Here is a 22444-nt window from a genome sequence, read left to right on the forward strand (position 1 = left end):
GTTGGGAAATATCAGCCTTAACAGAATAACAAAACCGAAAACTCCAGTAACAAGATCGGTTATTTTAGTATTTTTTTAAGGGCAGAAATATAATTTTCAGAAACTGGAAGATGCTTCACGACAGTACTATTTTGTACCCCATCAAAAATCTCTACGGCAAGGGTTTCTCTTTTTTTATCAAAACTTTTAATGTGATGTTTGTTTACACGATACGATTTATGAATGGTCACAAACTGCGATTTTTGCAATCCTATTTCCTCCATTCGTGTAAACGAAAAGTCAATTAACTTTTCAGGCTTTTGATGCGTAAAATGCACCATCTTGTTGTTCGACTCTGATCCATTTTCTTTATCCGAAGACAAAAACACAATACTATTCGTCGCAATTTTTGTCCTCCCCTTTTTACCCAAATGCAAGTGCACATAATCGATAGCGCCAAAAAACTGAATCTCTTTCAAAAAACGATGCATCGTTTTAATAAAAGCATCCTCAGTAAACGGTTTGGTTATATGCTCCACACACACACCATACTCTCTTTTTAGGGTCTCTATCTCTTTTATATATTGGGGCACATTACTACTCGCAAACAAAACAGGCAACTTAAGCTCATACGCCACCTCCATACCGGTCATGTACGAATCACCAAGGTTCAAATCGAGTACCAATACATCTGGTTTACTCAACTTTACTTCTTCCATAAAGGTTTTAGCACTGGTACAAGCTATAACTACTATGGTGCTATCTACACTTTTTAAGTAATTACAATTACTTTGCAATTGTTCTGGGTTATCGTCGAGTAAAGCTATTTTGTAGGACATTATGAGATTTTTTAATTATACTTTTTATAATTCTCTGCCTGTTCAAAAATCTCTTTATAAACCTCGTCGCGGTCAACGGGAGGGTAATCATTGTCAGCCAATAGAATAATCAAATCTACTTTCAACTCTGCTTTAATGTCGTCTCTTTTGCTCCAGTCGGTGTATTTCGTTTTATCATCCACTACAGATTTTACCTCCTTTGCCAAATGAATCAGTCTTTCATCCGGATAAGCAAAATCATATTTCACCGTAAGCATTTTCAAAATATCATAGAAAGCTTTTTCTTGAATATCGATGCCTAAATCATTAATGGCATCATTTTCTTTCTTTAAGGCATAGTAAAGCTCGATGATTTCATTGGTGAAGTCTTCTAAAACAACACTCTGCAAAACATCGCTCTCTTTACGCTCGTTGTATTTGTTTACGATAAATTCCAAGCGTTTCGAAAAATCAATCCCGGTTACCCGATTCATTTTCTTCATCTTATCGATAGCCTGCTGTAGCATTTTCTGCAACAGTTTAAACTTGGTATGCGGCAGTTTTATCTTATCCAGTTTGGCTAAATAGTCTTCCGAGAATAAATCAATCTCCGTAGCCTCTTCATCACCCAGTTTAAAAATTTCTTCTACACCTTCACTTTCAATAGCCTGCTGAATCATCACCCGAACCTTCTCATTCATCTGTGCCGCATCCGGCGCTACGCCTTTAGTCAGTTTGTACACTATAGATCGGATAGCCAGATAAAAATGCACATAATCCTTTTCCGTTTCGCTGATTAATTCACTGCCTGAACAGATATCAAAAGCCGCTTTCAGTCGTTTTACAATATTCATAAAACGGTTTTCAATCTCTTTGGTGAGCTGTACAAACTCAGCGCCTTTGTTTAGTGTTTGCAACTGTTCTAAAGCCGTACCGTTAAAGTAGTTGGAAGCATCAAAAGTGTGGAAAATCTTAGCCAACAAATCCAACTGATTCTTAACCACAAGTACCGATTGTTCCACTTCTTCAATATTGGTTTCCTTACCGGAATTATACTGTGCCAAAGCCAGATTCATCTGCTTTTTAATCCCGATATAATCCACCACTAAACCTTTTTCTTTCCCTTCAAACTTTCGGTTTACACGCGAAATCGTCTGAATCAGGTTATGCCTTTGAATCGGCTTATCAATGTATATCGTATCCAAAAACGGCACATCAAAACCGGTCAGCCACATATCCACCACAATGGCAATCTTAAAATTGGAATGTTGAAACTTAAACTGACGGTCTAACCCTTTGCGGTACTCCTTAGTACCTAACAAATCATACAGTTCCTTTTCATCATCTTTGCCTCGGGTCATTACCATTTTCACACGCTCAATAGCAATAAGTTCCCGTTTTTCTTTATCGCTTAAAAGGGCCACATTTTCCGCTTCCTTGGCAACACCCCAATCAGGGCGTAATTCCAAAATATTTTGATACAACTGATACGCAATTTCTCGGCTGCTGGAAACAAACATTGCCTTTCCGGCAACGCTGGATTTCTCTGCAACACGCTTTTCATAATGCTTCACAAAATCCTCGGCTATAGCTTTCAGTCGGGAAGGGTCGCCCAAAATCACATTCATTTGCGACATGGCTTTCTTGCTCTCCTCAATCTGGTTTTCGTTACTGCCTTCTTCGGCACATTGGTCGTAGTAGCCTTCAATTTCTTTCAATTGCTCATTGTGCAACAGTACTTTGGCGGCTCTGCCTTCATATACCAACGGCACGGTAATTTCATCGGCTACTGATTCCCGCATGGTATACGCATCCACAATATCCCCAAACACATCCAACGTAGCATCTACTGGCGTACCGGTAAAGCCCACATAAGTAGCATTGGGTAACGAGTCGTGTAAGTACTTCGCAAAACCATACGTCTTTTTAACCCCTTTTTCAGAATAGTTGACTTTTTGGTTTAAATTGGTTTGACTGCGGTGCGCTTCGTCCGAAATACAAATCACATTGCTTCGGTCGGTCAGCAATTGGGTATCCTCAGTAAACTTATGTATGGTAGTAAGGAAAACCCCGCCGCTGTTTCTGCCTTGTAGCAACGTTCTCAAATCAGCACGGCTTTCAACGCTTATAACCGTTTCATCGCCAATAAAGCCTTTGGCATTGGTAAACTGTTTAGACAATTGGTCGTCAAGGTCGGTTCGATCGGTAATAAGTACAATCGTCGGACTCTTAAAATGGGTGCTTCGCATCAGCATTCGGCTCAGGAACAACATGGTGTAACTCTTCCCGCATCCGGTAGTCCCAAAATAAGTACCGCCTTTACCGTTGCCTTCGGGTTTCTGGTTTTGCTTAATAATGTCAAGCAGTTTCACCGTAGCATAGTACTGCGGATAACGGCAAACAATCTTCTCGTTCGTTTTCGAACTGTCCGGCAAATAAATAAAATGCTGGATAATATCCCGCAAACGCTTGCGGTTAAACATGCCTTGTATCAGCGTAAACATCGCATCAATACCATCTACTTCATTGGGCATACCTTCAATTTTGCGCCAGGCATAATAAAACTCATACGGCGCAAAAAACGAACCGGCTTTGGTATTCACCCCATCACTAATCACGCAAAAGGCATTGTACTTAAACAGTTCCGGTATGTCTCTTTTGTAGCGCGTGGTCAGTTGCACATACGCATCGTGAATGGTTGTCTCTTCCTTTATGGCCGACTTAAATTCAAACACCACCAAAGGCAACCCGTTAACATACAAAATCAAATCTGGGATGCGCATCTCATAGCCTTTAATGGCCAATTGATTCACGATTTTATAATGGTTGCTGTCCTGTTCGCTAAAGTCAACAAACTGGATAAAGATATCTTTCTGCGAACGGTCTTCACGCTTTAAAACAAACCCGTTGCTGAGTTGGTTCATGAACTGCTTGTTGGATTCATACAAATCCGAAGCGGGTAGCTTCTCCAGTTCACGAATAATCGATTGTATTTCACCCGAAGTAATATTGTCAGCCGCATACTGATGTTGCAAATACGCTTCCAAATCGTTTTCAATCAGTACTTTTTCGGTAGCGATATGGCCGTATTGGGCAGGAGGTTCCTGCACGGTATCGCTTTCCGCTTTGCGCACTTCGTTCCCTACAAGATGGGTCATGTTTTCGTCTTGTAATAAGTCGATGAAGGCTTGTTCTAATTGGGCTTCGGTGAATTTCATTTTGTTTAAATTATGAAATAAGTTAGCTTTTTAAATTAGTATCAATGAACATCTCTAATTTATTGAAAATTGATAATAGACAATCATTTTTTAATTTATCAATTATAAATTGTGACAAATTAGAAATTTCATCTTCTGTAGGATGATAATGTACTACCGCAAAATGAGACCAATATTCAGTAGTCGTTTTAAAATGTTCAGCAAAAGCATATTTCTTTTCTTCTTCTGTAAAATCTATCTGATTGTAAATAGTTCTGTCTTTTAATAAAGATCCTTCCATTTCAACAGCTATATACATAACCTTTTCATCGGTTAACAAATTCTCATAAACTACTGTAAACATCAATTCTTTGTGTTTATTTGAAACGTAGTATACTAATCTTTTATCATTAAAGGTATTAGCTCTTGGTTCGTATTTACTTACGCCATCTAACCTGTTGCCGGCAGTAACAATTTGATTTACGATATGTTCTCTCAATTTAAATTTGAATCGTACCAACTCATTAATTTCTTGCTGATTTTTATAGTAAAATTGTATTGCTTCTTTTTCCATAACCGGATGACTTAAGTTGATGATATTTTGGTAAAAATCTTTTAAGAAAACTAAATATTTATCATTAGCATGCAATACATAATTACCTAGATTATGCATTACTTTTGCCATGTATTGCTGGTGTGTTATATTAATGTAACGATCATGGCTAATATCTGAAATAGGGTGTAAGGATAAAACAATTCCCATTTTAGTAGTTACTTTTATTTCATTGTAATATTCCTCCAAATCGTTATTTAACTCATGATAAACTTTATTTTCAATAATAATAGCCTGCTCATTATTCTGTAACAGTATGTCAATACGTTTCTGATTTATCGTACCATATTCCGTTAAAACCTCAAAATTTAAAAACGATTCGAATACTTTATTCTCTTTTCCTAATTTGGATGTATTAATTAGTTCAACTAGACTTTTTATGAATAAGTCTTTTAATTTATGTACTTCATTTACATTAAAAAAGAATGCATAAATATTAGACAATACATTCTCATAATGAGGCTGTTTGGCTATACCCAAAAAAGTTTTTGGTTTGCCTTTGATTATAGGTATCTCGTTTTGGTTTAAAAAATGTTCCAATACTTTTATATCCATTTTTAGGGCTTTACTACTTTTATTTTTTCTTCTGCCGGAACCTGTTTGTTTAATTCTTTTAATCGCCCTTTCGATAAGGTATAAAAGGTTTCTTTATAATGTTTTAAGCCATGTTTTTTTATATAATGCTCCATAACAAAATGTCCCGGACCATTAAACAGTTCTTCCAGATCGCCATTTTCTAATATATTCACACTCAAAAAATAATCGGGGAGTTTATCCGCTCCATAAGGAAAATAACTGTAATTTTTAAACGAAGCTTTTATTTGCACTTTCCGTCTAGTGTCTATTTCTTCACCATCGTGCACCGACACGTTTTCTTTATACAGTTGTATGCCATATTTTTCAGCAGCCAATACTTCGCCAATATCGCCTACAAGACGACCGTCTAAGGGAAAACTTCTACCGTATTGCTCTCTTAGTTTTTGGGTAATGGTTAGGAGTTGTTGGATTTCTTGCATGAATATTAAATTATTTGATATGTAATATTTGATAAATCTGTCTCATTTTCAAAACTTAATTTTAATCCTTCAATCGGTATTATTGACGAATACTTTTGGGGAGCGTGAGGAATTTTGAGTTCAGATATATTCAAACTTTTGATTTCAAACAGATTTAAATAATCTAATATTATATTCTTATCAAAGAATACGTCCTTGTAGAAACTAGAATGACTATCAATAGAATCTTTTATTGCTTCAAGTAATTGTTCAACTTCAGCAGCAAACGTAGTATTCTTAATATAATTTTTAAAAAACCGTTCAAATTGAATACAAATTAGTTCTGATAATAATTCTGATAATATCAAATTATTATAAAAGAAAAAGTAATAAAAATAATTAACTTCACTTTTGCATCCGTCATATGATGTTCTATATCTATGAGTAACTCGATCTATTATTTTGATAGGCGGTTTTTGCTTTTTACCTTGTTTATCTATTTCTAAAACGGGAACAAAAGAAGTATTATTTAATAGTGAACCAACATTAAATTCAGACATTTTAGTAATACGTGGAAAGACATATAAAACAGATTCAGAGATTATTTCCTTTTTTTTAGCTAACCTCCTTAATGTTGAATGCTGAGTTCCATTTGCAGCATCATTAAATGTAAAAGCAATATGCTCTTTTTTATTTTTCCTACTACCATAGAATTGAGATTTTGGATTCATACAATAATCACAATGTTCACCTGATTTATATTGTAAAAACAGTAATCTTCCAACATTATCTTTATCAGTTTTATAGTTTATTGATACATCATAGCCTCCAGTTTTAGGGTTGGTTTCTTGCGCTTGTGTTAAACCTTCAGCAAATATTTTTTTATTCTGAAAAAAATCAAACCATTCATCTTCTGACTTTATTTTGCTGATATGTTTATTTGTCATATAGTGAATATATGAGTTACTAATATCAAGAAGTTCACTTGTTATATTTAATTCAAATGTTTTTTCGTTTATTTCTTTTGCCATTTCTTTTATAATTAGATTTGACGTGAATCAATAATAAACTGTCTCATTTGGTTTACTGAATCTTCTAAGTTTTCAAATGTAAACTTTGTATTGTGTGTATTTTCTGGATGATGGATTTGATGTCTAATAAATTCAGTTAATACAATTTGTTCAATACCTGTTCTACCCCCTCTATAAATTTTTGTATAATTTAAAGTTGGTCTTCCATTTTTATAATCAGCAAGTAAACCTTCAGCCTCTATATATCCATAAAGTTCATTATGATATTCTTCTGTTAAATCCCTAAATGCAATAAAGTTTATTTCGTTTAGTGAAGGATACGGTAATTCATTGGGAACAATATCTTCAATAATTTTGTCACCATTTTCAATTTTTGTAATTAATCTTAAATGATTAAAATCTAAGCCTTTGACAATTGTAGAACTGTGTGTTGTTAATAATACTTGTGTGTTTTCTGCTTGTGATAATTCTTTAATTGCTTTAATTAAAAGTTTTTGATGATCCGTATGTTGGGAAGTTTCAGGTTCTTCTATTGCGTAAATAATAGAAGATGAATTGCCTGCTTTCATTCTTCTCTCAGCTTCAGCTCTAAAGAAATTTAACAGTATTAACCTTTTTATACCACTCCCTCTTTTATTAATCGGAATATTTTCATCTCCTGTAATTGAAACGCTTTTAAAGACATCGGACCATTTTAATGCACTGGAAGCAGGAATAATAGGGCTTAAAGTTGATGCTACTTCCGGATTCATTTCTTTTAATTTTTCTAAGGTACTATTTGACACATCATTTAATTTTCTAGCAACCCTTTCCGCAACATCATTTAGAATATTAGAAATCTCTCCATCGGCTAAAATTTGCTTTACGGCTTCTTTTAGAGGATCTTGAACTTCACTGTCGTTATCACTGTTCTTTCTATCCGATTGAAATAACGAATAAAGAGGTAAATAATTTTGAATTTTATCCCAAATGTTTTTTGCGTCTTCTTTGGAGGTGTCTATTTCAATTTCTTGTATTTGTAAATCATCTAAAAAATGATTCCAAATAGCATTTCTCAGTATAGCATTTACCGTTTGATTTTCACATTCAATATTATGCTGTAGAACAATTCTTCTATATTCAGTAATCTTTTTTAATAATAAATCTGCACAATTAGGATTAGTTGGATGATTAGCTTTTATGAAAACTTTTGCTGTTCCGGCATTAGAATATTTTTTAATAATCTCAAGATTGCCATCCCTATTTAATAAATATTCTGCTCCAAATGTTGTTTCATTGACAGAATCAATTATTATATTTTCTGGTAAATCTGAAAAAATACCTGTTATGTAGATATCTTTATCTCCATCCGCTAATGCGGTTTTGTTAATATCATCTTTGTCAATTTTAATAACTCCTTTTCCATCGTTAAAAAATATATCTAACGCTTCTAATATGGTGGATTTTCCAATGTCATTTTTACCAACAATAACTGTTAAATTATCAATATCAATGATTGTTTCTTCTTTATACCCTCTGAAGTTTTTTAGTTTTAATTTTGTAAGTCTCATGTGAAATACTTGTTATTTATTTTAAAAATTCTCATTGATTATTTTACCTGTAGCAAAATTTTCAAGTATTATATTTTTTATCTTACTTAAACACAATACTATTTTATCAAACTCTCAAATTCTACTTGTTTACTAAGCATAATCGTTTTAATTCTTTCGTTATGTTTATTTAAAAATTTTTCAACAATTCTCTTTCTAATAAAATCTCTCGGAATATACAACTCGAGTTCTTCGATAAAATATTTATGAGACTTCTGATGATCCCTCACTTTAAGATCAATTTTTCTCATGATTTCTCTTTCTTGTAATTTATTCATCTTGTTAGTTCGTCCAATAATTACCTTGTCGTTTTCTAATCTATTAAAAATAAGGTCGGCGCTTTCAGCAATAACTTCGAGAATAAGATTCGCTAATAGATCTTCATATGTTTTAAAAATCTTTTTAAACTTATTAATCTTTCTATCTTCTAGGGCTTCTCTGGCTAACTCCTGAATAATTGGGCGTATATCACTCGTAAATGTGTGGTACGATAATATATAATTTGCATAAGCTACACTAATCTGTTTAAAATTTGGTGTCTTAATCGATGTTAAAACTATTTCAGCAGAGCTGTTCTCTTTATACCTTTCAAAGTAAGCATTTTCAGCTTCTTCAAAAGTAGCAAAGGACTTCAAAGATGGAATTTCCGTTTTAGAAGCTTCAATCAAAAAAAATGAATTCTTTTTATCTTCCCCAGACCATCTTTTTTTAACTTCTGCATTATTTTTTCTGAATGTTTTACTTAAAACAGATATAAAATTATGCTCATCTAAAACATCGTAAATTAAGTGAGCCTCCTCTTTTGTTAATTCTTTATCGCTTGACATCAGTGCATGGAATCTTCCAAATTTTTCATTTGACTCAAATCCTAGTTCTTTTAAACGTAAATCATAAAGTAAATCTGTAATTTCAATAAGGGTCGCCCAATTATGATGGTCTACAGTTCGTAATTGTATTTCGATTCGTTTTTGCGAAATAGGGTCTTTCACATACATATGAACACTTTTGTAACCTATATCACGTTTTATTTCATTTATATAGTCTCTAGTTTTGCCTGCAGATTCAAATTTATTTTCAATTAGTGCTTTTGCTTTATAAACTTCACCTTCATTGTAGAATATACACCTGACACCGCCAATATCGCCCATTCTACTTAACTCCATTCCTTGTTCACGACTTAATTTATTGATTATGGTATCAATTCTCTTTAGTCTAAAAGCAATTATACTGGACTGGTGCACAACATCAGCCAAGTCCCGCATTATATTAAAGACATTAACTAATGGTTTGGAAAAAGAAGTTCTAAACTCTTGTAGTAATTCTAACTCATCGGGTGTTATTTTTCCACCTCGAGCCGCAATGTTTTCACCAATTTTATTTATTCTAGTGTTAGATACCATACATATAACGGTTTATTTAATTCTCTCTAACCATTCTCCCCAACAACAACTCCTTCAACTCCTCAAGTTTTTGGTTCTGATTTTTTATGATGTCAATCTCTCTAAATAATGATAATCCTATTTTGGAAAAATTATTCATAACTAATTTATTTGGGATTAATATTTTAATGACACTTAAATCTTTTATAGGAAGTTGCGGGACAGCCGAACCCGAAATATAATTTTCAATTGCTTTGCCAAATTCAAATGAATTTAGCATTGAAAACAAATAACTAGCTTCAATTTTGGGTCTAATAATTAACATTCCTGAATTGATTCTAATATTTTTATATCGAATTTTATCTGAAAAAAAAGCTAGATTTCCAACCGTTCCTCTTGAAGTTAAAACAATATCATTTATTTGCAATTTACCTTTTCTTAATAACTCATCTTTTTCTTTATTTATAAATTGACACTTGCTAAAATTAAAACCACTTTTAGTAACATTACTCGCATTTAAAAACAAACAATACTCGTTTTCAAAGAAATCATTGCTATTAGGATAATTGCTTCCTCTATCGCCGTCAATCATTTGAGATAATTCACTTAATGTACCAACATTCCACCCCCCTGGAACCTCTTTATCCAACTCCTCACACCAAACCATCTTACCTCCAGAAGATTTGTACCCCTTTTGTTTTTCAATCACTTCGAGAGCCTCAGTGTCAGAAATGGGAAACTCAAAATCCACAAACCACTGCTTATAAATCGTTTGCGCCGTTTCTTCCAATTTGGCAATAAGCTGGTTGTTCAGGGTAATACGGTTTTGGATGATGTTGTATTCCTTTATAATTTCTTGTTGTTTTTCAATGGTAGGAACTTTGATAGGCATTTCAGAAAACGTTTCCCATGAAATACCACCTCTTACATCTCCACCACTAACATAACCTACATATCTGTCAGTTTCTTTTCGGAAAAGCCACATTTTTAAATATTCAGGCAATAAAATGTCACTACTAACAGGTTCAAATACGTAATATGCAGCTGATATGATTGAAGGATTTTCATCTGTATATAAATCAACGGGTAATTTTTCATCTCTACCAACACTCATTAACTTACATGCCAATTGATTTTTTTTGATAATCTTATATGTTGACATATCTGTGCCAATTGTATTAGCAACAGACTTAATCAAGGTTTTCTCAATACTTACACCAACTAAATTCTTTATTTTTAAATCTGAATTTTTGATATTTATTTCTTTAATGAAATCACCTAATCTTTTATAACTTGATTTCATAACCCAATTCTTTAAACACGTTTAATAAATCTTCTTTTGATTGGGCTTCCTCTTGTAACAGTTGGTTAATCTCCTTTTGTAAGGCAAGCATTTTGTGTTCGTAATCTATGTTTTCATCACGGTTTACAAACTCAATATATTTGCTGGGAACAAGCGAATAATCTTTTGCAGCCACTTCACTTTTAGTAGCGCCATAACAAAACTCAGGGATGTTCTGATAGGATTTTAAATCAGTCTGCCAAGTATGGTAGTTTTTTGCGATGGCTACAATCTCCTTTTCCGAAAACTGAGTGTACTTCTTCTCAAACGGAATCCCTTTTTGGCGTAAATCCATGAATAGAATCTCATCTTCACGTTTGCGGTAGTTTCGGATTTCATCCGGCAATTGTACAATGCGTTCTTTTTTGTTTTTGTTTATTATCCAAAGAGTCACACTGATACCAGTGGTGTAAAACATATTTTGTGGTAAAATCACAATAGCTTCTACCAAGTCATTTTCAATCAGTTTTTTTCTAATTTCATATTCGGTACCGCCACCGGATAAAGCACCATTGGCCAAGATGAATCCGGCAACGCCGTTTTCAGAAAGCTTGCTCACCATGTTCAAAATCCAACCGTAATTGGCATTGCTGGTAGGAGGTATGTCATAACCTCTCCAACGCGGGTCGTCGGTCAGTTCATCGGCAGCTCTCCAGTCTTTTTGGTTAAAAGGCGGATTGGCCATGATAAAATCGGCTTTCAAATCAGGGTGCTGGTCTTTACCAAAGGTATCAGCAGGCACATCGCCCAAGTTGGCCGAAATCCCGCGAATGGCAAGGTTCATCTTCGCCAGTTTATAGGTAGTGGCCGTATATTCCTGTCCGTAAATGGAAATTTCTTTTTTATTCCCGTGATGGTTCTCAATAAACTTAATCGACTGCACAAACATACCACCCGATCCACAGGCAGGGTCATAAATAATCCCCCGGTACGGCTCAATCATTTCGGCAATCAGGTTTACAATACTTTTCGGGGTATAGAATTCCCCTTTTCCTTTACCTTCCGCTATGGCAAACTTGCTCAAAAAGTATTCATACACACGCCCCACAATATCCTGTTCTTTGTCTTTGGTGGTATCAATATTGTTAATGGTGTCCAGCAAAGCCGCCAGCTTGCTCACATCCATATTCAAACGGGAAAAGTAATTGTCCGGCAAAGCGCCTTTCAGCGAAGGATTGTTTTTCTCAATGGTATGCAAAGCGGTATCAATCTTCAAAGCAATATCCGCCTGCTTGGAGTTTTCAATAACAAACGACCAACGCGCTTCTTCCGGCAAATAGAAAATGTTAGACATGTTGTAAAACTCCTTCATCTCCAAAAACTTTTCCTTGCCATCGGCAATAAGTTCTTTTCGGCGGTCTTCAAATTTATCACTCGCAAACTTCAGGAAGATCAATCCCAAAACAACGTGTTTGTATTCCGACGATTCAACGGTTCCTCTTAGTTTATTCGCTGAATCCCAAAGGGTTTCCTCAATCGATTTTTCTTTTTTTGCTTTTGCTTGTTTAGCCATTGGGGTAATAAATGTGGTATTATTGTAAGTTATCAAACTTAACCATAAATATACACTTACACAATCACTAAAATTGGTGACTTTGGCTATACAGTCAGAAATGTGACTTCGACTACGCTCAGTCACCTAAATTAACAGAGATTGAGCTGGTTACTGAGCTGATGCCTGAGCCTGTCGAAGGCAGAAGTATCGAAATCGAAGTAAACGGTGGCTGAGGCTCTCGAAGCCACCTACTAAGCCTGGCGAAGTATTTTCAATGGTGACTGACGTGTCACACTGAGCTGATGCCTGAGCCTGTCGAAGGCAGAAGTATCGAAATCGAAGTAAACGGTGACTGAGGTGTTATGCTGAGCTTCGCACACTGAGGTACTCGAATTGTCGAAGCCACCATAGAAAATTTCTCGCTGTTGCCTGAGGTTCTCGAAGGCACACCAGAGTAACTGGCAGTCTCTTTTTAGTATGATTGGCTTCTTCCCCATTTTGATGTTCTTGCAATCGTCGCTCCAAATCTATTGTACTTCCGGTATAATAACTTCCGTCGGAACATTCTAAAATATACATATATCCTTTCATGGCGTGTAATTCATTCATCTAAATATAAAAAAATTATCAAAAAGTAGCCTGAGAAATTACACGGAGATTGAGCTGGTTCCTGAGCATGTCGAAGTATTGTCAACGGTGGTTGAGCGGAGTCGAAACCACATATTCCCTGAGCTCGTCGAAGTATCGAAATCGTAGTGTGACTTCGGCTACGCTCAGTCACCATTAACTAGCGGTGGTTGAGCGGAGTCGAAACCACCTTTATAATTCTTAAAATGAGTTTCATTAATACATTGTGCTGCTTCTTTCAATGACTTTTCACAAGATCCAATCAAAGCCTCTTTCTTTTTCCTACTCCAACCCTGAATTTGTTTTTCTCTGTAAAAAGCTTCATCAATACGTGCGTATTCCTCATAATACACCAGAGTAACTGGCAGTCTCTTTTTAGTATGATTGGCTCCTTCCCCATTTTGATGCTCCTCAATCCTTCGTTCTAAATCGATAGTACTTCCAGTGTAATAACTCCCATCTGAACATTCTAAAATATACATATATCCTTTCATGGCGTGTAATTCTTTGATCTAAATATAAAAAATAGTTTCTTATTTGGCTTCTTTTTTAAGAACTGTGACTTCGACTACGCTCAGTCACCCTAGAAAAACGTTAGCTAAACGGAGATTGAGCGGAGTCGAAATCGTAGTGAAATGTGACTTCGACCACACTGAAAAAATGTGACTTCGGCTACGCTCAGTCACCATAGTATTTTTTCGATGGTTGTGCCGTTCCCTGAGCCTGTCGAAGGGCGAAACCACCTTTCCATGAACCTAACTAAAAAGCGAAATCGTAGTGTGACTTCGACTACGCTCAGTCACCGTATTATTTTTTCGGTGGTTGAGCCGTTCCCTGAGCCTGTCGAAGGGCGAAACCACCTTTCCATGAACCTAACTAAAAAGCGAAATCGTAGTGAACTGTGGCTTCGAGAGCACTTCGGCAAGCTCAGTATGACACCTCAGCCACCTAGTAAAAAAATCTGTGTCAAAATATTTTAAAATAAAAAAATGCCACACTTTTTGTGGCAAATTATTTCGTTTGATTTTTTTGCCACAGCTTTTGTGGCAAAATATTTGTGAAGAAAATTTTGCCACAACTTTTACAATATGAAACACAAACAAAATTTAAAGAGTCTGCTAGGAATATCCCAAGAGGAAATTGCTATTTTGTTAGGTATTACTCGTAGTCAATGGTCTATGTATGAACTGGGCAAACGAGACTTGCCTTTGCATGCCAAGCAAGAACTAGCACAATTGCTTATATATCTTCAAAAAAAGGAAACAACTAATATAGAATTGCAGCAACTAAGAAGCAATGAGAAAAAGGAAATGCAAAAACAATTAGAAAACGAATTACAAATTGTAACGCATAAAAAACAATTCATAGCACGAAAGATTGTGGTAATGGAAAAGCTACGCAAAGAGGGTTTTGCAGCTATGGAACTGGTTGCTTATCTAAAAGCGAAAGACCATGACGATAAAAATAAGTCCTTAATATTACAAATAGAGTTTCGCTCGCTACACTTACTAAAAAAGTACAGCGAAGTGAATATAGAACAGTTAAAAATGAAGCAACAATTAATGGAACATCAAACTTATACCCTATTAGAAAAGATAAAATCGAAACAAAACGAATCACCTGATGATTTCCTATAACCTTAAATGTAATTTATATTTTTCTTACAAAAAAGTTAATCTTATCTCAACTTGAACAAATTAACAAAGAAATCAATGAAGTTGATGCTTTTATCACTGGTATCACAGCGCATAAAGCTACATTGCAGAGCTAAATTTAAAGAAGGCCTCCTAGAGGCCTTCTTTATTGTTTTATACTTACGACTTAAACAATCCAGATAGAATTTGTACACCAACGATTACCTTACCACTTCTAAGCTGAGATTGTGATCCAAACTGATTAGTGATACATGAAATGCGCAAGCGATCTAAAATGGTTACGCCTACGCTTAACTGTCCAAAACCAAATGGTTTATGATTCATCACCTGAAGTCTTTCATAAAATGAATTACTTCCTGCATATAATGCATAATTTCCACTAATAAAAAAGTTAAATTCGCCCTTGTCTGTAGCCACACTCGCATATAAATTCCCTCCTGCACTACCATTACCTGTCGAAGTATCAACATCATCACTAAATTCAGAGATATCCAAAGCTCCTTTTGCAAAACTATTTACGACACACTGGAAACGGTTGTTGCCTTTATACAGCAAAGGGAATTCAGCGTTTAAATAGATATTACCACCACCCGAAGCCAAACGCTTAAAAGCATCAGTATCTTCAACGGCTGTCTCTTCAGCTGTATTTTCGTTATTCTTCGCATTACTTACAATGGTTCCAAAAGAAAAACGAAGTGGTCCCATAAATGCCGAAGTAAGTTCTGACTGAATAGCTGCACCAGAATTATTAAGCTGTACAGCAGCGTTATTTACAAAATAAATATCATTATCACTGTTTTTATTATAAATCATATTAAAGAAATCTTCTTTATGAGTACCAGTAGAAGGAAAAAAAGTTTTAAAGCCATTTTCTTTCATAATCTTATCAAAATAATTTTCATATTTGGCTAAAACACTTTTCTTAATTTCTATTCTTTTTTGTAAGTTCTGTAATTGAGTTATATTGGTAACATCAGTAATATCACTAACTTCATTTTCTAAATCTTTTAGCTCAGCAAGTACCTTTTTTTGATTTTTCTTGTGATAGGCATAATAAAATCGCGTGAGGGTATCATTACTTGTAATTGTTGTTGCTGGATTTGAAGTATCCTCTGGAAGACTTTTATTTTGTTGTACACGTATTCCTGTCATTTGGGAATAACCAAAATTCGAAAAACTAAATAATAGCCAAAGAAATAGTATTGTTTTTTTCATGAGAATAGTTGTTAATGTTAGTCACTAAGTTAAGTAAATTCTTACTTATTAAAAATAATAAGTCTTTTAAATATTTATTAAAAATATATTACTTTAAAATATCATTATAGTAAAAAAGAGCATCACTTGATGCTCTTTTTTGTAAGTAAACAACTTTAAAACTTTTAGTTTTCGTTAGTCACTGTGACATTTTTAGCCACTGTTTGACTTACTTGTGTTTCTTTTTGGTTTTGTTGTTGTACACCATTAGACTTTAGGTATTTAGCCTGTATTGATTTGTCATGCCAAAAAAGTAATGATTTCTTTTCTTCACCATTAACTTTAAAAATGATTGGTTTAAAAGGAACACGCATTTCATCAAGACCATATTCTCCGTTTACTCTACCAGCTAAAATTAATTCTTGTTCAGGAGCTAATTTAATTAAGCCAAGAAAATTAGCTATTGCAGCTGCTCCAGAACCAATACCAATTAATGTATGAATAGGACATTTTACCATAAACTGCGGGTCTGTTAACAATACATGCAAAGGACTTGGGCTAATGGAAGCGTTGTACTTAATCTTGTCAAGCTTAATTTTAAGAATTAAGTTTTCATCTTCTCGTTCTGAATTGATTTTTATTTTAGGAGTATCAGTAGGAATATTGACACTCACACTACTTGTCGCATTTTTTTCATAGCTGGTGTAGCAAAAAAATACATGACCTAAATCTACAGGTATCAATTCTATATTTGATTTTAAAGTCCCATCAACATTCCCAGAATATTTTAAATTTATTTCAGAAAGGTCAGAATTAAAGTTTGGTGAATCAAAATTGATAGCCGCTTTACCATTCCCTGAGACACTTCCTTTAAATCGTCCTAAAGCTAAAAAATCTAAAGTTTCTCTCCATACATTACAAGCACCTACTTTGGTTTCATTTTCTATTTGATGGGCAATGCGGGCAGTTTCCCTTGCAGTTTGCCAAACAATTCTCTCTGCTTCAACTCTTAATCTACAAGCTTTTCTACTTGCAGCACAAACAGGATCTTCGACACGAACTCTTCTACAAAAAGGACATACACCAATAGTAACTCTTCGCATACAATTCCAATCACAACTATCTCCATTGAAATCAGGATAACTAAACGAGGTTCTTACTTTCTGACAATCTATATCCCCTCTTTTAACTTCCAGTTTTTCATTAAAACTAGATTTAGGAATTTCGAAAGTTTGTTTTAGCTCAATTGGTTTTGAAAATGCAGTATTCAAAATAGTTGCGATTTCACTTTTACTAATATTCACTGTAGTTAAAGAGGCAATATCGATAGGTTCATACACTTTTAACCAAATACTATCAAATTTTTCATTGTACTTTTTAAATAATTTGTTCAGTTCAGAATTGGTTCGTCCTTGTGTTTGACCTCCTTTCAATACTGTTAAGGTAGGCTTGCTCTCTTGTAATTCTGCCATTAAAGAAATTCCCTCAGATTTAACTCGGATAGAGGTACTTTTTACAAATCTGGACACCATAATCGAATCTATACTTACTTCTGTATTTTGATCTCTAAATACCTCCTTCAACTTAAGTTTGTAAACTTCTCCCCAACCAATATTAATTACTGTAGGTTTTTTAAAAATTTCCCCATTTGCGTTATCAATAAAATTCTTAAGGATTGGCGTTATTAATTTCGCCATTGCTTTTCCTGAAAGTTTAGGTCTTTTATGAAATTTAACAGTACTCACTTTTAATGATTCTATGGCATTACGTAAATACAATGAGTCTTTTACTGTAGAAATAGCTGTAACTCCACTAAAAGCACCCTCGATATCTACATTGTATTCAGGAATGTTAAGCAAGAAATCTGCTTCAACAAAAACACCTTGTCTGTCAAAAGATAGTTTAGGTTCTATACTTTTTAGCATTACATCGTCACTTTTTACCGCTTCTGCTGCTTTTTTTAATTCTCTAGGTAGATATTGATTAATCACATCTTTATCTATATGAACTCCTATATGAGAATTAAAATCAGTAAGTCCTTTCATATTTGCATCGGTCGATGCATATTGCTGATCAATTGTTGAAAGAGGTGGAAACTCCCTATTTACCAATGCCTTAACTGGCTTGCAACTAAACAAAATTATTGCTGTAGTTGCCATAAAAATAATTTTTTGAAATAGTTTCATAGCTTTTTTATTTAAGTTGTTTTTAGTGTGTAGTAAAAAATTATTTTAAGAAGTTTAAAGATAGAAGCCAATACTCCTGCTCAGTCAATCCTTTTATGGGATCTGAGCCTTTATTAAAACTTACACCAATAGACACTCTGACGGGGGCGTTGATTAAAAAAACTTCTGCTTTAGCTTTCAAGAGATCTGTATAGCCTTCTTTTTCTGTGTCAGTATCATTAATTATATCCTGTCTACCTCTGTAAATGACACTCGCTTTAACAATTCCGTCTTTATTTTCATTTGACTTATTCAGATAAAAGGAAGCGGAACAAGAAAAAATGGGACGCATGATAAAGCCTTCGTTTATCTCTTCTTTAGCTTTAAAATTGCTCTGTAATTGCAAACCTGCAAACAAGGAAGGAACAAAATTGATACAGTTTGTAATTCGGTTATTAGTGTTCAATTTAAAAAATGAAGACTTGTAATTTTTCAGAGTAAACAAAATGTTTCCAGCAGCCGCACTTTTGTGCTCAATGCCGTTATAAACATATTTTGGGTCAAAAAGCAGAAATAAAAACCCTTTTGTAAAAGGCATTCCCAGTGTTGCTTGATAACCTAGATCAAGATTTTCCTGTTCTTTCTCCAATAAAGTATTCTTGTGAAATTCAGTTTTTATTCTTGAAATAAATCTACTTCTTGCATTTAGTCTATAGGAAGCACCAAGATTGATAACATAAGATTCTGTGCCATCTTTTGGGAAAGTGAATTGAAATTGAGCAGGTTCTGCTATTTGTTCACTTGTTTCCATAGATTCTGATATGGTAACTTTGTCCCAGAAAGTATCTTTGTCTTCGGCAACAGCAAGGGTATCTCTGGTTATTTCTACCGTGTTTTGATTACCTTGCCCATTTGCTACCTGCAATCCCAGCAGGCAACAAAGAAAAAATATATTTTTCATGTTTGTGTGTATTAAACTTTAGATATAACTAGATCTACACAATCTTTAACCGTTTTACATTCAACTATCTCATCAATAGTAATTTCAGATTCTTCTTTGTGTTTTTTTATAATAATTTCAAACTCTTCCTGAAGAGCTATTAAGTCCATATCACTAAATGAAACTTTTGTTGAGTTTTTAAGTTCTTCAGGTGTTTTATTCATCCCTGTAACCAATATAATTATTCTTTTAACCTCAATTTCAATTCCGATATCATCATAAAAATCGCCAATATCAGTAACAGACAGAAGTTGACTTCTTAAGGTTTTAGCATCCAAGTCTGATTTAAAATTCTCAGCATTGGAGAGTTGATTCAAAATTTTGTACAGCCCGTAAGTGTTGACTTTGATTTTACTATTTGTTTTCATGATTTCTGTGTTTTAAGAAATATACACTTCAAAATTACCTGACCATCTTCTCCTCATCAATGGAGAAATCCCTAACTAAAAATAGTTTTTACCCTATCCTTTAAATAGCAATGGTCTACAACATTTTATTAAGAAAAAAGTGATATTTTAGCAGTAATCAAGGCTTTAGGGGAAAATGATCTAGAAAATAGGGTTTCCCCTACTACATGAAAAAGGAGTAATCACAAACTTTGTAACCAACAATCAACTAAATACTTTTAATTATGAAAAAAACAGTACTTATGGCATTATTCACTATGGTAATGGTGGGGTGTAAAGAAGAATCTAAAAAGGAAGAAATAATTGAAGCCGAAACACAGAAAGTAGTTGGTTTAGGCTGTAGCTCAGATTTGTCAGAATATGAAGCTAAACCAAATGTTCAAGAACAAGCGAAATGGTTAAGAGACAATGGTGCTAAAGTGTGTAAGAAAGATTTGTATCCTTACATTCTGAAAGAGCACGGATTGAAAAGTCAGGAATATGAAGATCTTAGAATAGGTTATGGTACTCAAGAACCTTTGAAATTGAAGTGGAAAGATATTAGAGCAAAAATTGATGGTCATTTTTATGACAAATATGTAGGTTTTAAAGATGAAATAGATGGTTCTTTCTCATTGGAACTAATTGATGCATATACTGAAAAAAGATGTTGCTACTCAATTCCGCTATTTTGGAGTATAGCTGATACATTAAATTTAGGAGCTGATAATACAACAGTATTTGAATTTATTAGAACAAAAAAAACAGAATCACCAATTGTATTTAGGGTATCTGGCACTGGTTTCGAAATGAATTACTCAACAAAGCCTACCAAAAAAAATAATACACTTTAAACTTCCTGACATAATATGTTAGATCTAATTTTTAAATACATAAACCCAATCAAAATCATTGTTTTTTTGACTTTGATCTTTGGGTTTATGTATTTAAAAAGAAAAAATAAAATTCATAAATGCATATTATGGATACTAATAATCAGTTTTATTACTGAGTATAGTGTCTTTATTTTATTGTACTTCAAACTTCCTATAAGTCTTTTATACTCCATAAGCTTTATTTTCCACCATTCGGCTTGGTTACTTTTGCTAAGTTATTTTATCGAGAACAAAGAGAGAATGCGCATTTGGATTGGAATTTTTGTTCTCTTTGGAATTCTGAATATTTTGTCCTTTGAAGGAATCCAAAACCTGAATTATTATACATTTATTTTCGGAGCTTTTATCTATCTGTTTTTTTTTATTTCGGAAAGCTTCTTCCAGTTGAAGAGAGACAATTTTTCGTTTTTTACTTCCAATAATTTCCTTTTACTCTTCTCACCTGTTTTCTTCTTTTTAGGGTACAGCTTCATGTTTGCTTTTCAGGATTACAATGTCATATCAGTTAAAATATTTAGGACAATTGAATTATATGATTTTATAGGATACATTGTAAACATAAGCTATTACCTACTTTTAAATTATTATATTTTTAAAGAAAGAAATTCAAATGACTAATGAAAAAATTGCTTTGGGAATTATTATTGGATTATTTTTCATAAGCCTAATAGTATTGTTTTGTGTGCTGATAGTCAAACTCTACATTAACAAAGTAAAAAACTACACCAAAGTTATTTACCAGAAAGATATTGACTTTCAAAAAACGCTAAACCAAACCATACTGGAAACACAAGAGCAGGTGCTTAACAACATCGCACAGGATTTACATGATGATGTAGGACAACAACTTACGTATATTAATTTTCAACTAGAGAATCTAAAACTGGATAATACTGATTTCAAAACTGTTCTAAATCCACTTTCTGAATCGGTGGGACATTTAGCACATTCTATAAGAAGTATAAGCCATTCATTAAGCAATCAATTATTGGTACAACAGAATATTATTAGGGCTATTACTAGTGAAGTGAAACGATTACAGAAAAATTCTAAAATTAACATCAAATTTTCTTTAGAAAGTGATACTGGTAAAGAATATTCGACAAACGAGAAAATTGTAATTTATCGTATCTTCCAAGAAATCATCAACAATTGTCTCAAGCATGCTAAGGCCACTGAAATAAGAATAAATATTAGTACAAATCCTTATTTTAAAATGACAGTAAAGGACAACGGTAAAGGATTTGATTATGATAAAGCCAAAGTTAATGCTAAAACGCTTGGAATTCATAACATGAGTTCGCGTGCAGCCATTATTAATCATGAGCTACATATCACATCAAAACTTGGAGAAGGCACCACTATTGTACTTTCTGAAAAAAATAAATTATGACAACAAACAAAGCTACCATTTGTATTATTGATGACCACGCCATTGTGAGACAAGGGCTTAAAGAGCTTTTACATAAAATAGGTACTTATAATGTGATTAGCGAATTTGATAACGGAGAAGATTTTTTAGAAAGCCTTCCGTTAAACCCAAAACCTGATGTCTACATTTTAGACTATTCTATGCCAAATAGGAATGGAATTGAAGTTTTACAGGCATTGGAAGAAAAAGAAGAGGAATACAAAGTTTTATTACTGACCCAGCATTTTGATGAAAACATTATCAATTCAGCCTATCATCATGGAGCAAGAGGCTTTTTGCATAAAAACTGTAGTGCTTCCGACTTACAATTTGCGATTGACAATATCATCAAAATAGGTTACAACAATATCTCCGATATACTTAAACGCATAAAAAACTATAATATACCAACATTGACAGAAAAAGTAGATATAGTACTTTCTGATAGAGAACTCACTTTTTTAAAACTAGTGTGTGATGCCAACGAATTTACCTATGATCAAATGGCCGATATGATGAATCTCTCCTTAAAGTCTATCGAAGCCTATCGCACGGCACTTTTTGAGCGTTTTAATATTAAATCGAAAGTTGGTTTAGTCTTGTTTTCTCACAAATACAAACTTACTGAACCGTTTATTTAAGTTTCCAGACAAGAATAATCTAAATGCAAGG

19 protein-coding genes are annotated in these 22444 nt (G+C 33.8%); 4 read left to right on the plus strand and 15 right to left on the minus strand.

The window, feature by feature from the left end; genetic code table 11:
• Positions 1 to 59 precede the first annotated feature (59 nt).
• The 11 genes from LJY17_RS05240 to LJY17_RS05290 form a co-directional block, all read right to left on the minus strand.
• Positions 60 to 818 carry a LytR/AlgR family response regulator transcription factor gene (locus LJY17_RS05240; RefSeq protein WP_264542798.1) on the minus strand — a complete coding sequence of 253 codons (759 nt, stop codon included), beginning with the start codon at positions 816 to 818 and terminating at the stop codon, positions 60 to 62.
• 11 nt (positions 819 to 829) lie between these two features.
• Entirely contained in the window at positions 830 to 4015 is a 3186-nt protein-coding gene (locus LJY17_RS05245) for a type I restriction endonuclease subunit R (protein ID WP_264542799.1), read from the minus strand.
• Positions 4016 to 4037: 22 nt separating this feature from the next.
• The gene (locus LJY17_RS05250) at positions 4038 to 5162 is read right to left on the minus strand and encodes a PD-(D/E)XK nuclease family protein (protein ID WP_264542800.1); all 1125 of its coding nucleotides are present in this window, start codon (positions 5160 to 5162) and stop codon (positions 4038 to 4040) included.
• A gap of 2 nt (positions 5163 to 5164) precedes the next feature.
• Positions 5165 to 5623 carry a DUF6998 domain-containing protein gene (locus tag LJY17_RS05255; RefSeq protein ID WP_264542801.1) on the minus strand — a complete coding sequence of 153 codons (459 nt, stop codon included), beginning with the start codon at positions 5621 to 5623 and terminating at the stop codon, positions 5165 to 5167.
• A 5-nt stretch (positions 5624 to 5628) separates the two neighbouring features.
• On the minus strand, positions 5629 to 6633 hold the full coding sequence (locus LJY17_RS05260) for a hypothetical protein (protein WP_264542802.1): 1005 nt from the start codon (positions 6631 to 6633) through the stop codon (positions 5629 to 5631).
• An 11-nt stretch (positions 6634 to 6644) separates the two neighbouring features.
• Positions 6645 to 8183, minus strand: a complete 1539-nt coding sequence (locus LJY17_RS05265; RefSeq protein ID WP_264542803.1) for an ATP-binding protein — start codon at positions 8181 to 8183, stop codon at positions 6645 to 6647.
• Positions 8184 to 8281: 98 nt separating this feature from the next.
• The gene (locus LJY17_RS05270; RefSeq protein ID WP_264542804.1) at positions 8282 to 9622 is read right to left on the minus strand and encodes a hypothetical protein; all 1341 of its coding nucleotides are present in this window, start codon (positions 9620 to 9622) and stop codon (positions 8282 to 8284) included.
• A 16-nt stretch (positions 9623 to 9638) separates the two neighbouring features.
• Positions 9639 to 10904 (minus strand): restriction endonuclease subunit S, encoded by a 1266-nt coding sequence (locus tag LJY17_RS05275; RefSeq protein WP_264542805.1) that lies wholly within the window; start codon positions 10902 to 10904, stop codon positions 9639 to 9641.
• On the minus strand, positions 10888 to 12456 hold the full coding sequence (locus LJY17_RS05280) for a type I restriction-modification system subunit M (protein WP_264542806.1): 1569 nt from the start codon (positions 12454 to 12456) through the stop codon (positions 10888 to 10890). Before LJY17_RS05280 ends, LJY17_RS05275 begins: the two co-directional genes overlap by 17 nt.
• A gap of 342 nt (positions 12457 to 12798) precedes the next feature.
• Complete coding sequence (locus LJY17_RS05285; protein WP_319800118.1) at positions 12799 to 13047, minus strand: GIY-YIG nuclease family protein; 249 nt, start codon at positions 13045 to 13047, stop codon at positions 12799 to 12801.
• A gap of 164 nt (positions 13048 to 13211) precedes the next feature.
• Positions 13212 to 13559, minus strand: coding sequence for a GIY-YIG nuclease family protein (locus LJY17_RS05290; RefSeq protein ID WP_264542807.1), 348 nt, complete (start codon positions 13557 to 13559; stop codon positions 13212 to 13214).
• Positions 13560 to 14153: 594 nt separating this feature from the next.
• Here LJY17_RS05290 and LJY17_RS05295 point away from each other — a divergent pair.
• On the plus strand, positions 14154 to 14702 hold the full coding sequence (locus LJY17_RS05295) for a helix-turn-helix domain-containing protein (RefSeq protein WP_264542808.1): 549 nt from the start codon (positions 14154 to 14156) through the stop codon (positions 14700 to 14702).
• 177 nt (positions 14703 to 14879) lie between these two features.
• On the opposite strand, the gene LJY17_RS05300 is transcribed toward LJY17_RS05295, so the two are convergent.
• From LJY17_RS05300 to LJY17_RS05315, 4 genes are all read right to left on the minus strand, one after another.
• On the minus strand, positions 14880 to 15935 hold the full coding sequence (locus LJY17_RS05300) for a hypothetical protein (RefSeq protein ID WP_264542809.1): 1056 nt from the start codon (positions 15933 to 15935) through the stop codon (positions 14880 to 14882).
• Positions 15936 to 16099: 164 nt separating this feature from the next.
• Complete coding sequence (locus tag LJY17_RS05305; protein WP_264542810.1) at positions 16100 to 18100, minus strand: hypothetical protein; 2001 nt, start codon at positions 18098 to 18100, stop codon at positions 16100 to 16102.
• Between the two features lie 40 nt (positions 18101 to 18140).
• Positions 18141 to 19040, minus strand: coding sequence for a hypothetical protein (locus LJY17_RS05310; protein ID WP_264542811.1), 900 nt, complete (start codon positions 19038 to 19040; stop codon positions 18141 to 18143).
• A gap of 11 nt (positions 19041 to 19051) precedes the next feature.
• Entirely contained in the window at positions 19052 to 19447 is a 396-nt protein-coding gene (locus LJY17_RS05315; protein ID WP_264542812.1) for a hypothetical protein, read from the minus strand.
• A 263-nt stretch (positions 19448 to 19710) separates the two neighbouring features.
• Here LJY17_RS05315 and LJY17_RS05320 point away from each other — a divergent pair, with 263 nt between their 5' ends.
• The 3 genes from LJY17_RS05320 to LJY17_RS05330 all read left to right on the plus strand — a co-directional run bounded on the left by LJY17_RS05320 (position 19711) and on the right by LJY17_RS05330 (position 22413).
• Positions 19711 to 20319, plus strand: a complete 609-nt coding sequence (locus LJY17_RS05320) for a hypothetical protein (RefSeq protein WP_264542813.1) — start codon at positions 19711 to 19713, stop codon at positions 20317 to 20319.
• Between the two features lie 652 nt (positions 20320 to 20971).
• The gene (locus tag LJY17_RS05325; RefSeq protein WP_264542814.1) at positions 20972 to 21754 is read left to right on the plus strand and encodes a sensor histidine kinase; all 783 of its coding nucleotides are present in this window, start codon (positions 20972 to 20974) and stop codon (positions 21752 to 21754) included.
• Positions 21751 to 22413 carry a response regulator gene (locus LJY17_RS05330; protein WP_264542815.1) on the plus strand — a complete coding sequence of 221 codons (663 nt, stop codon included), beginning with the start codon at positions 21751 to 21753 and terminating at the stop codon, positions 22411 to 22413. The genes LJY17_RS05325 and LJY17_RS05330 overlap by 4 nt, the downstream gene beginning before the upstream one ends.
• Positions 22414 to 22444 lie beyond the last annotated feature (31 nt).

This window comes from Flavobacterium hankyongi (genome assembly GCF_036840915.1).
In the GTDB taxonomy this organism is placed as follows: Bacteria; Bacteroidota; Bacteroidia; order Flavobacteriales; family Flavobacteriaceae; genus Flavobacterium; species Flavobacterium hankyongi.

Bases quoted from the DNA above. Each gene is read 5' to 3' on its own strand.
- LJY17_RS05310 (WP_264542811.1), bottom strand. From the start codon at position 19,040: ATGAAAAATATATTTTTTCTTTGTTGCCTGCTGGGATTGCAGGTAGCA.
- LJY17_RS05265 (WP_264542803.1), bottom strand. From the start codon at position 8,183: ATGAGACTTACAAAATTAAAACTAAAAAACTTCAGAGGGTATAAAGAA.
- LJY17_RS05325 (WP_264542814.1), top strand. From the start codon at position 20,972: ATGACTAATGAAAAAATTGCTTTGGGAATTATTATTGGATTATTTTTC.
- LJY17_RS05240 (WP_264542798.1), bottom strand. From the start codon at position 818: ATGTCCTACAAAATAGCTTTACTCGACGATAACCCAGAACAATTGCAA.
- LJY17_RS05320 (WP_264542813.1), top strand. From the start codon at position 19,711: ATGAAAAAAACAGTACTTATGGCATTATTCACTATGGTAATGGTGGGG.
- LJY17_RS05300 (WP_264542809.1), bottom strand. From the start codon at position 15,935: ATGAAAAAAACAATACTATTTCTTTGGCTATTATTTAGTTTTTCGAAT.
- LJY17_RS05280 (WP_264542806.1), bottom strand. From the start codon at position 12,456: ATGGCTAAACAAGCAAAAGCAAAAAAAGAAAAATCGATTGAGGAAACC.
- LJY17_RS05260 (WP_264542802.1), bottom strand. From the start codon at position 6,633: ATGGCAAAAGAAATAAACGAAAAAACATTTGAATTAAATATAACAAGT.
- LJY17_RS05305 (WP_264542810.1), bottom strand. From the start codon at position 18,100: ATGAAACTATTTCAAAAAATTATTTTTATGGCAACTACAGCAATAATT.
- LJY17_RS05255 (WP_264542801.1), bottom strand. From the start codon at position 5,623: ATGCAAGAAATCCAACAACTCCTAACCATTACCCAAAAACTAAGAGAG.
- LJY17_RS05285 (WP_319800118.1), bottom strand. From the start codon at position 13,047: ATGAATGAATTACACGCCATGAAAGGATATATGTATATTTTAGAATGT.
- LJY17_RS05330 (WP_264542815.1), top strand. From the start codon at position 21,751: ATGACAACAAACAAAGCTACCATTTGTATTATTGATGACCACGCCATT.
- LJY17_RS05275 (WP_264542805.1), bottom strand. From the start codon at position 10,904: ATGAAATCAAGTTATAAAAGATTAGGTGATTTCATTAAAGAAATAAAT.
- LJY17_RS05295 (WP_264542808.1), top strand. From the start codon at position 14,154: ATGAAACACAAACAAAATTTAAAGAGTCTGCTAGGAATATCCCAAGAG.
- LJY17_RS05315 (WP_264542812.1), bottom strand. From the start codon at position 19,447: ATGAAAACAAATAGTAAAATCAAAGTCAACACTTACGGGCTGTACAAA.
- LJY17_RS05250 (WP_264542800.1), bottom strand. From the start codon at position 5,162: ATGGATATAAAAGTATTGGAACATTTTTTAAACCAAAACGAGATACCT.
- LJY17_RS05290 (WP_264542807.1), bottom strand. From the start codon at position 13,559: ATGAAAGGATATATGTATATTTTAGAATGTTCAGATGGGAGTTATTAC.
- LJY17_RS05270 (WP_264542804.1), bottom strand. From the start codon at position 9,622: ATGGTATCTAACACTAGAATAAATAAAATTGGTGAAAACATTGCGGCT.
- LJY17_RS05245 (WP_264542799.1), bottom strand. From the start codon at position 4,015: ATGAAATTCACCGAAGCCCAATTAGAACAAGCCTTCATCGACTTATTA.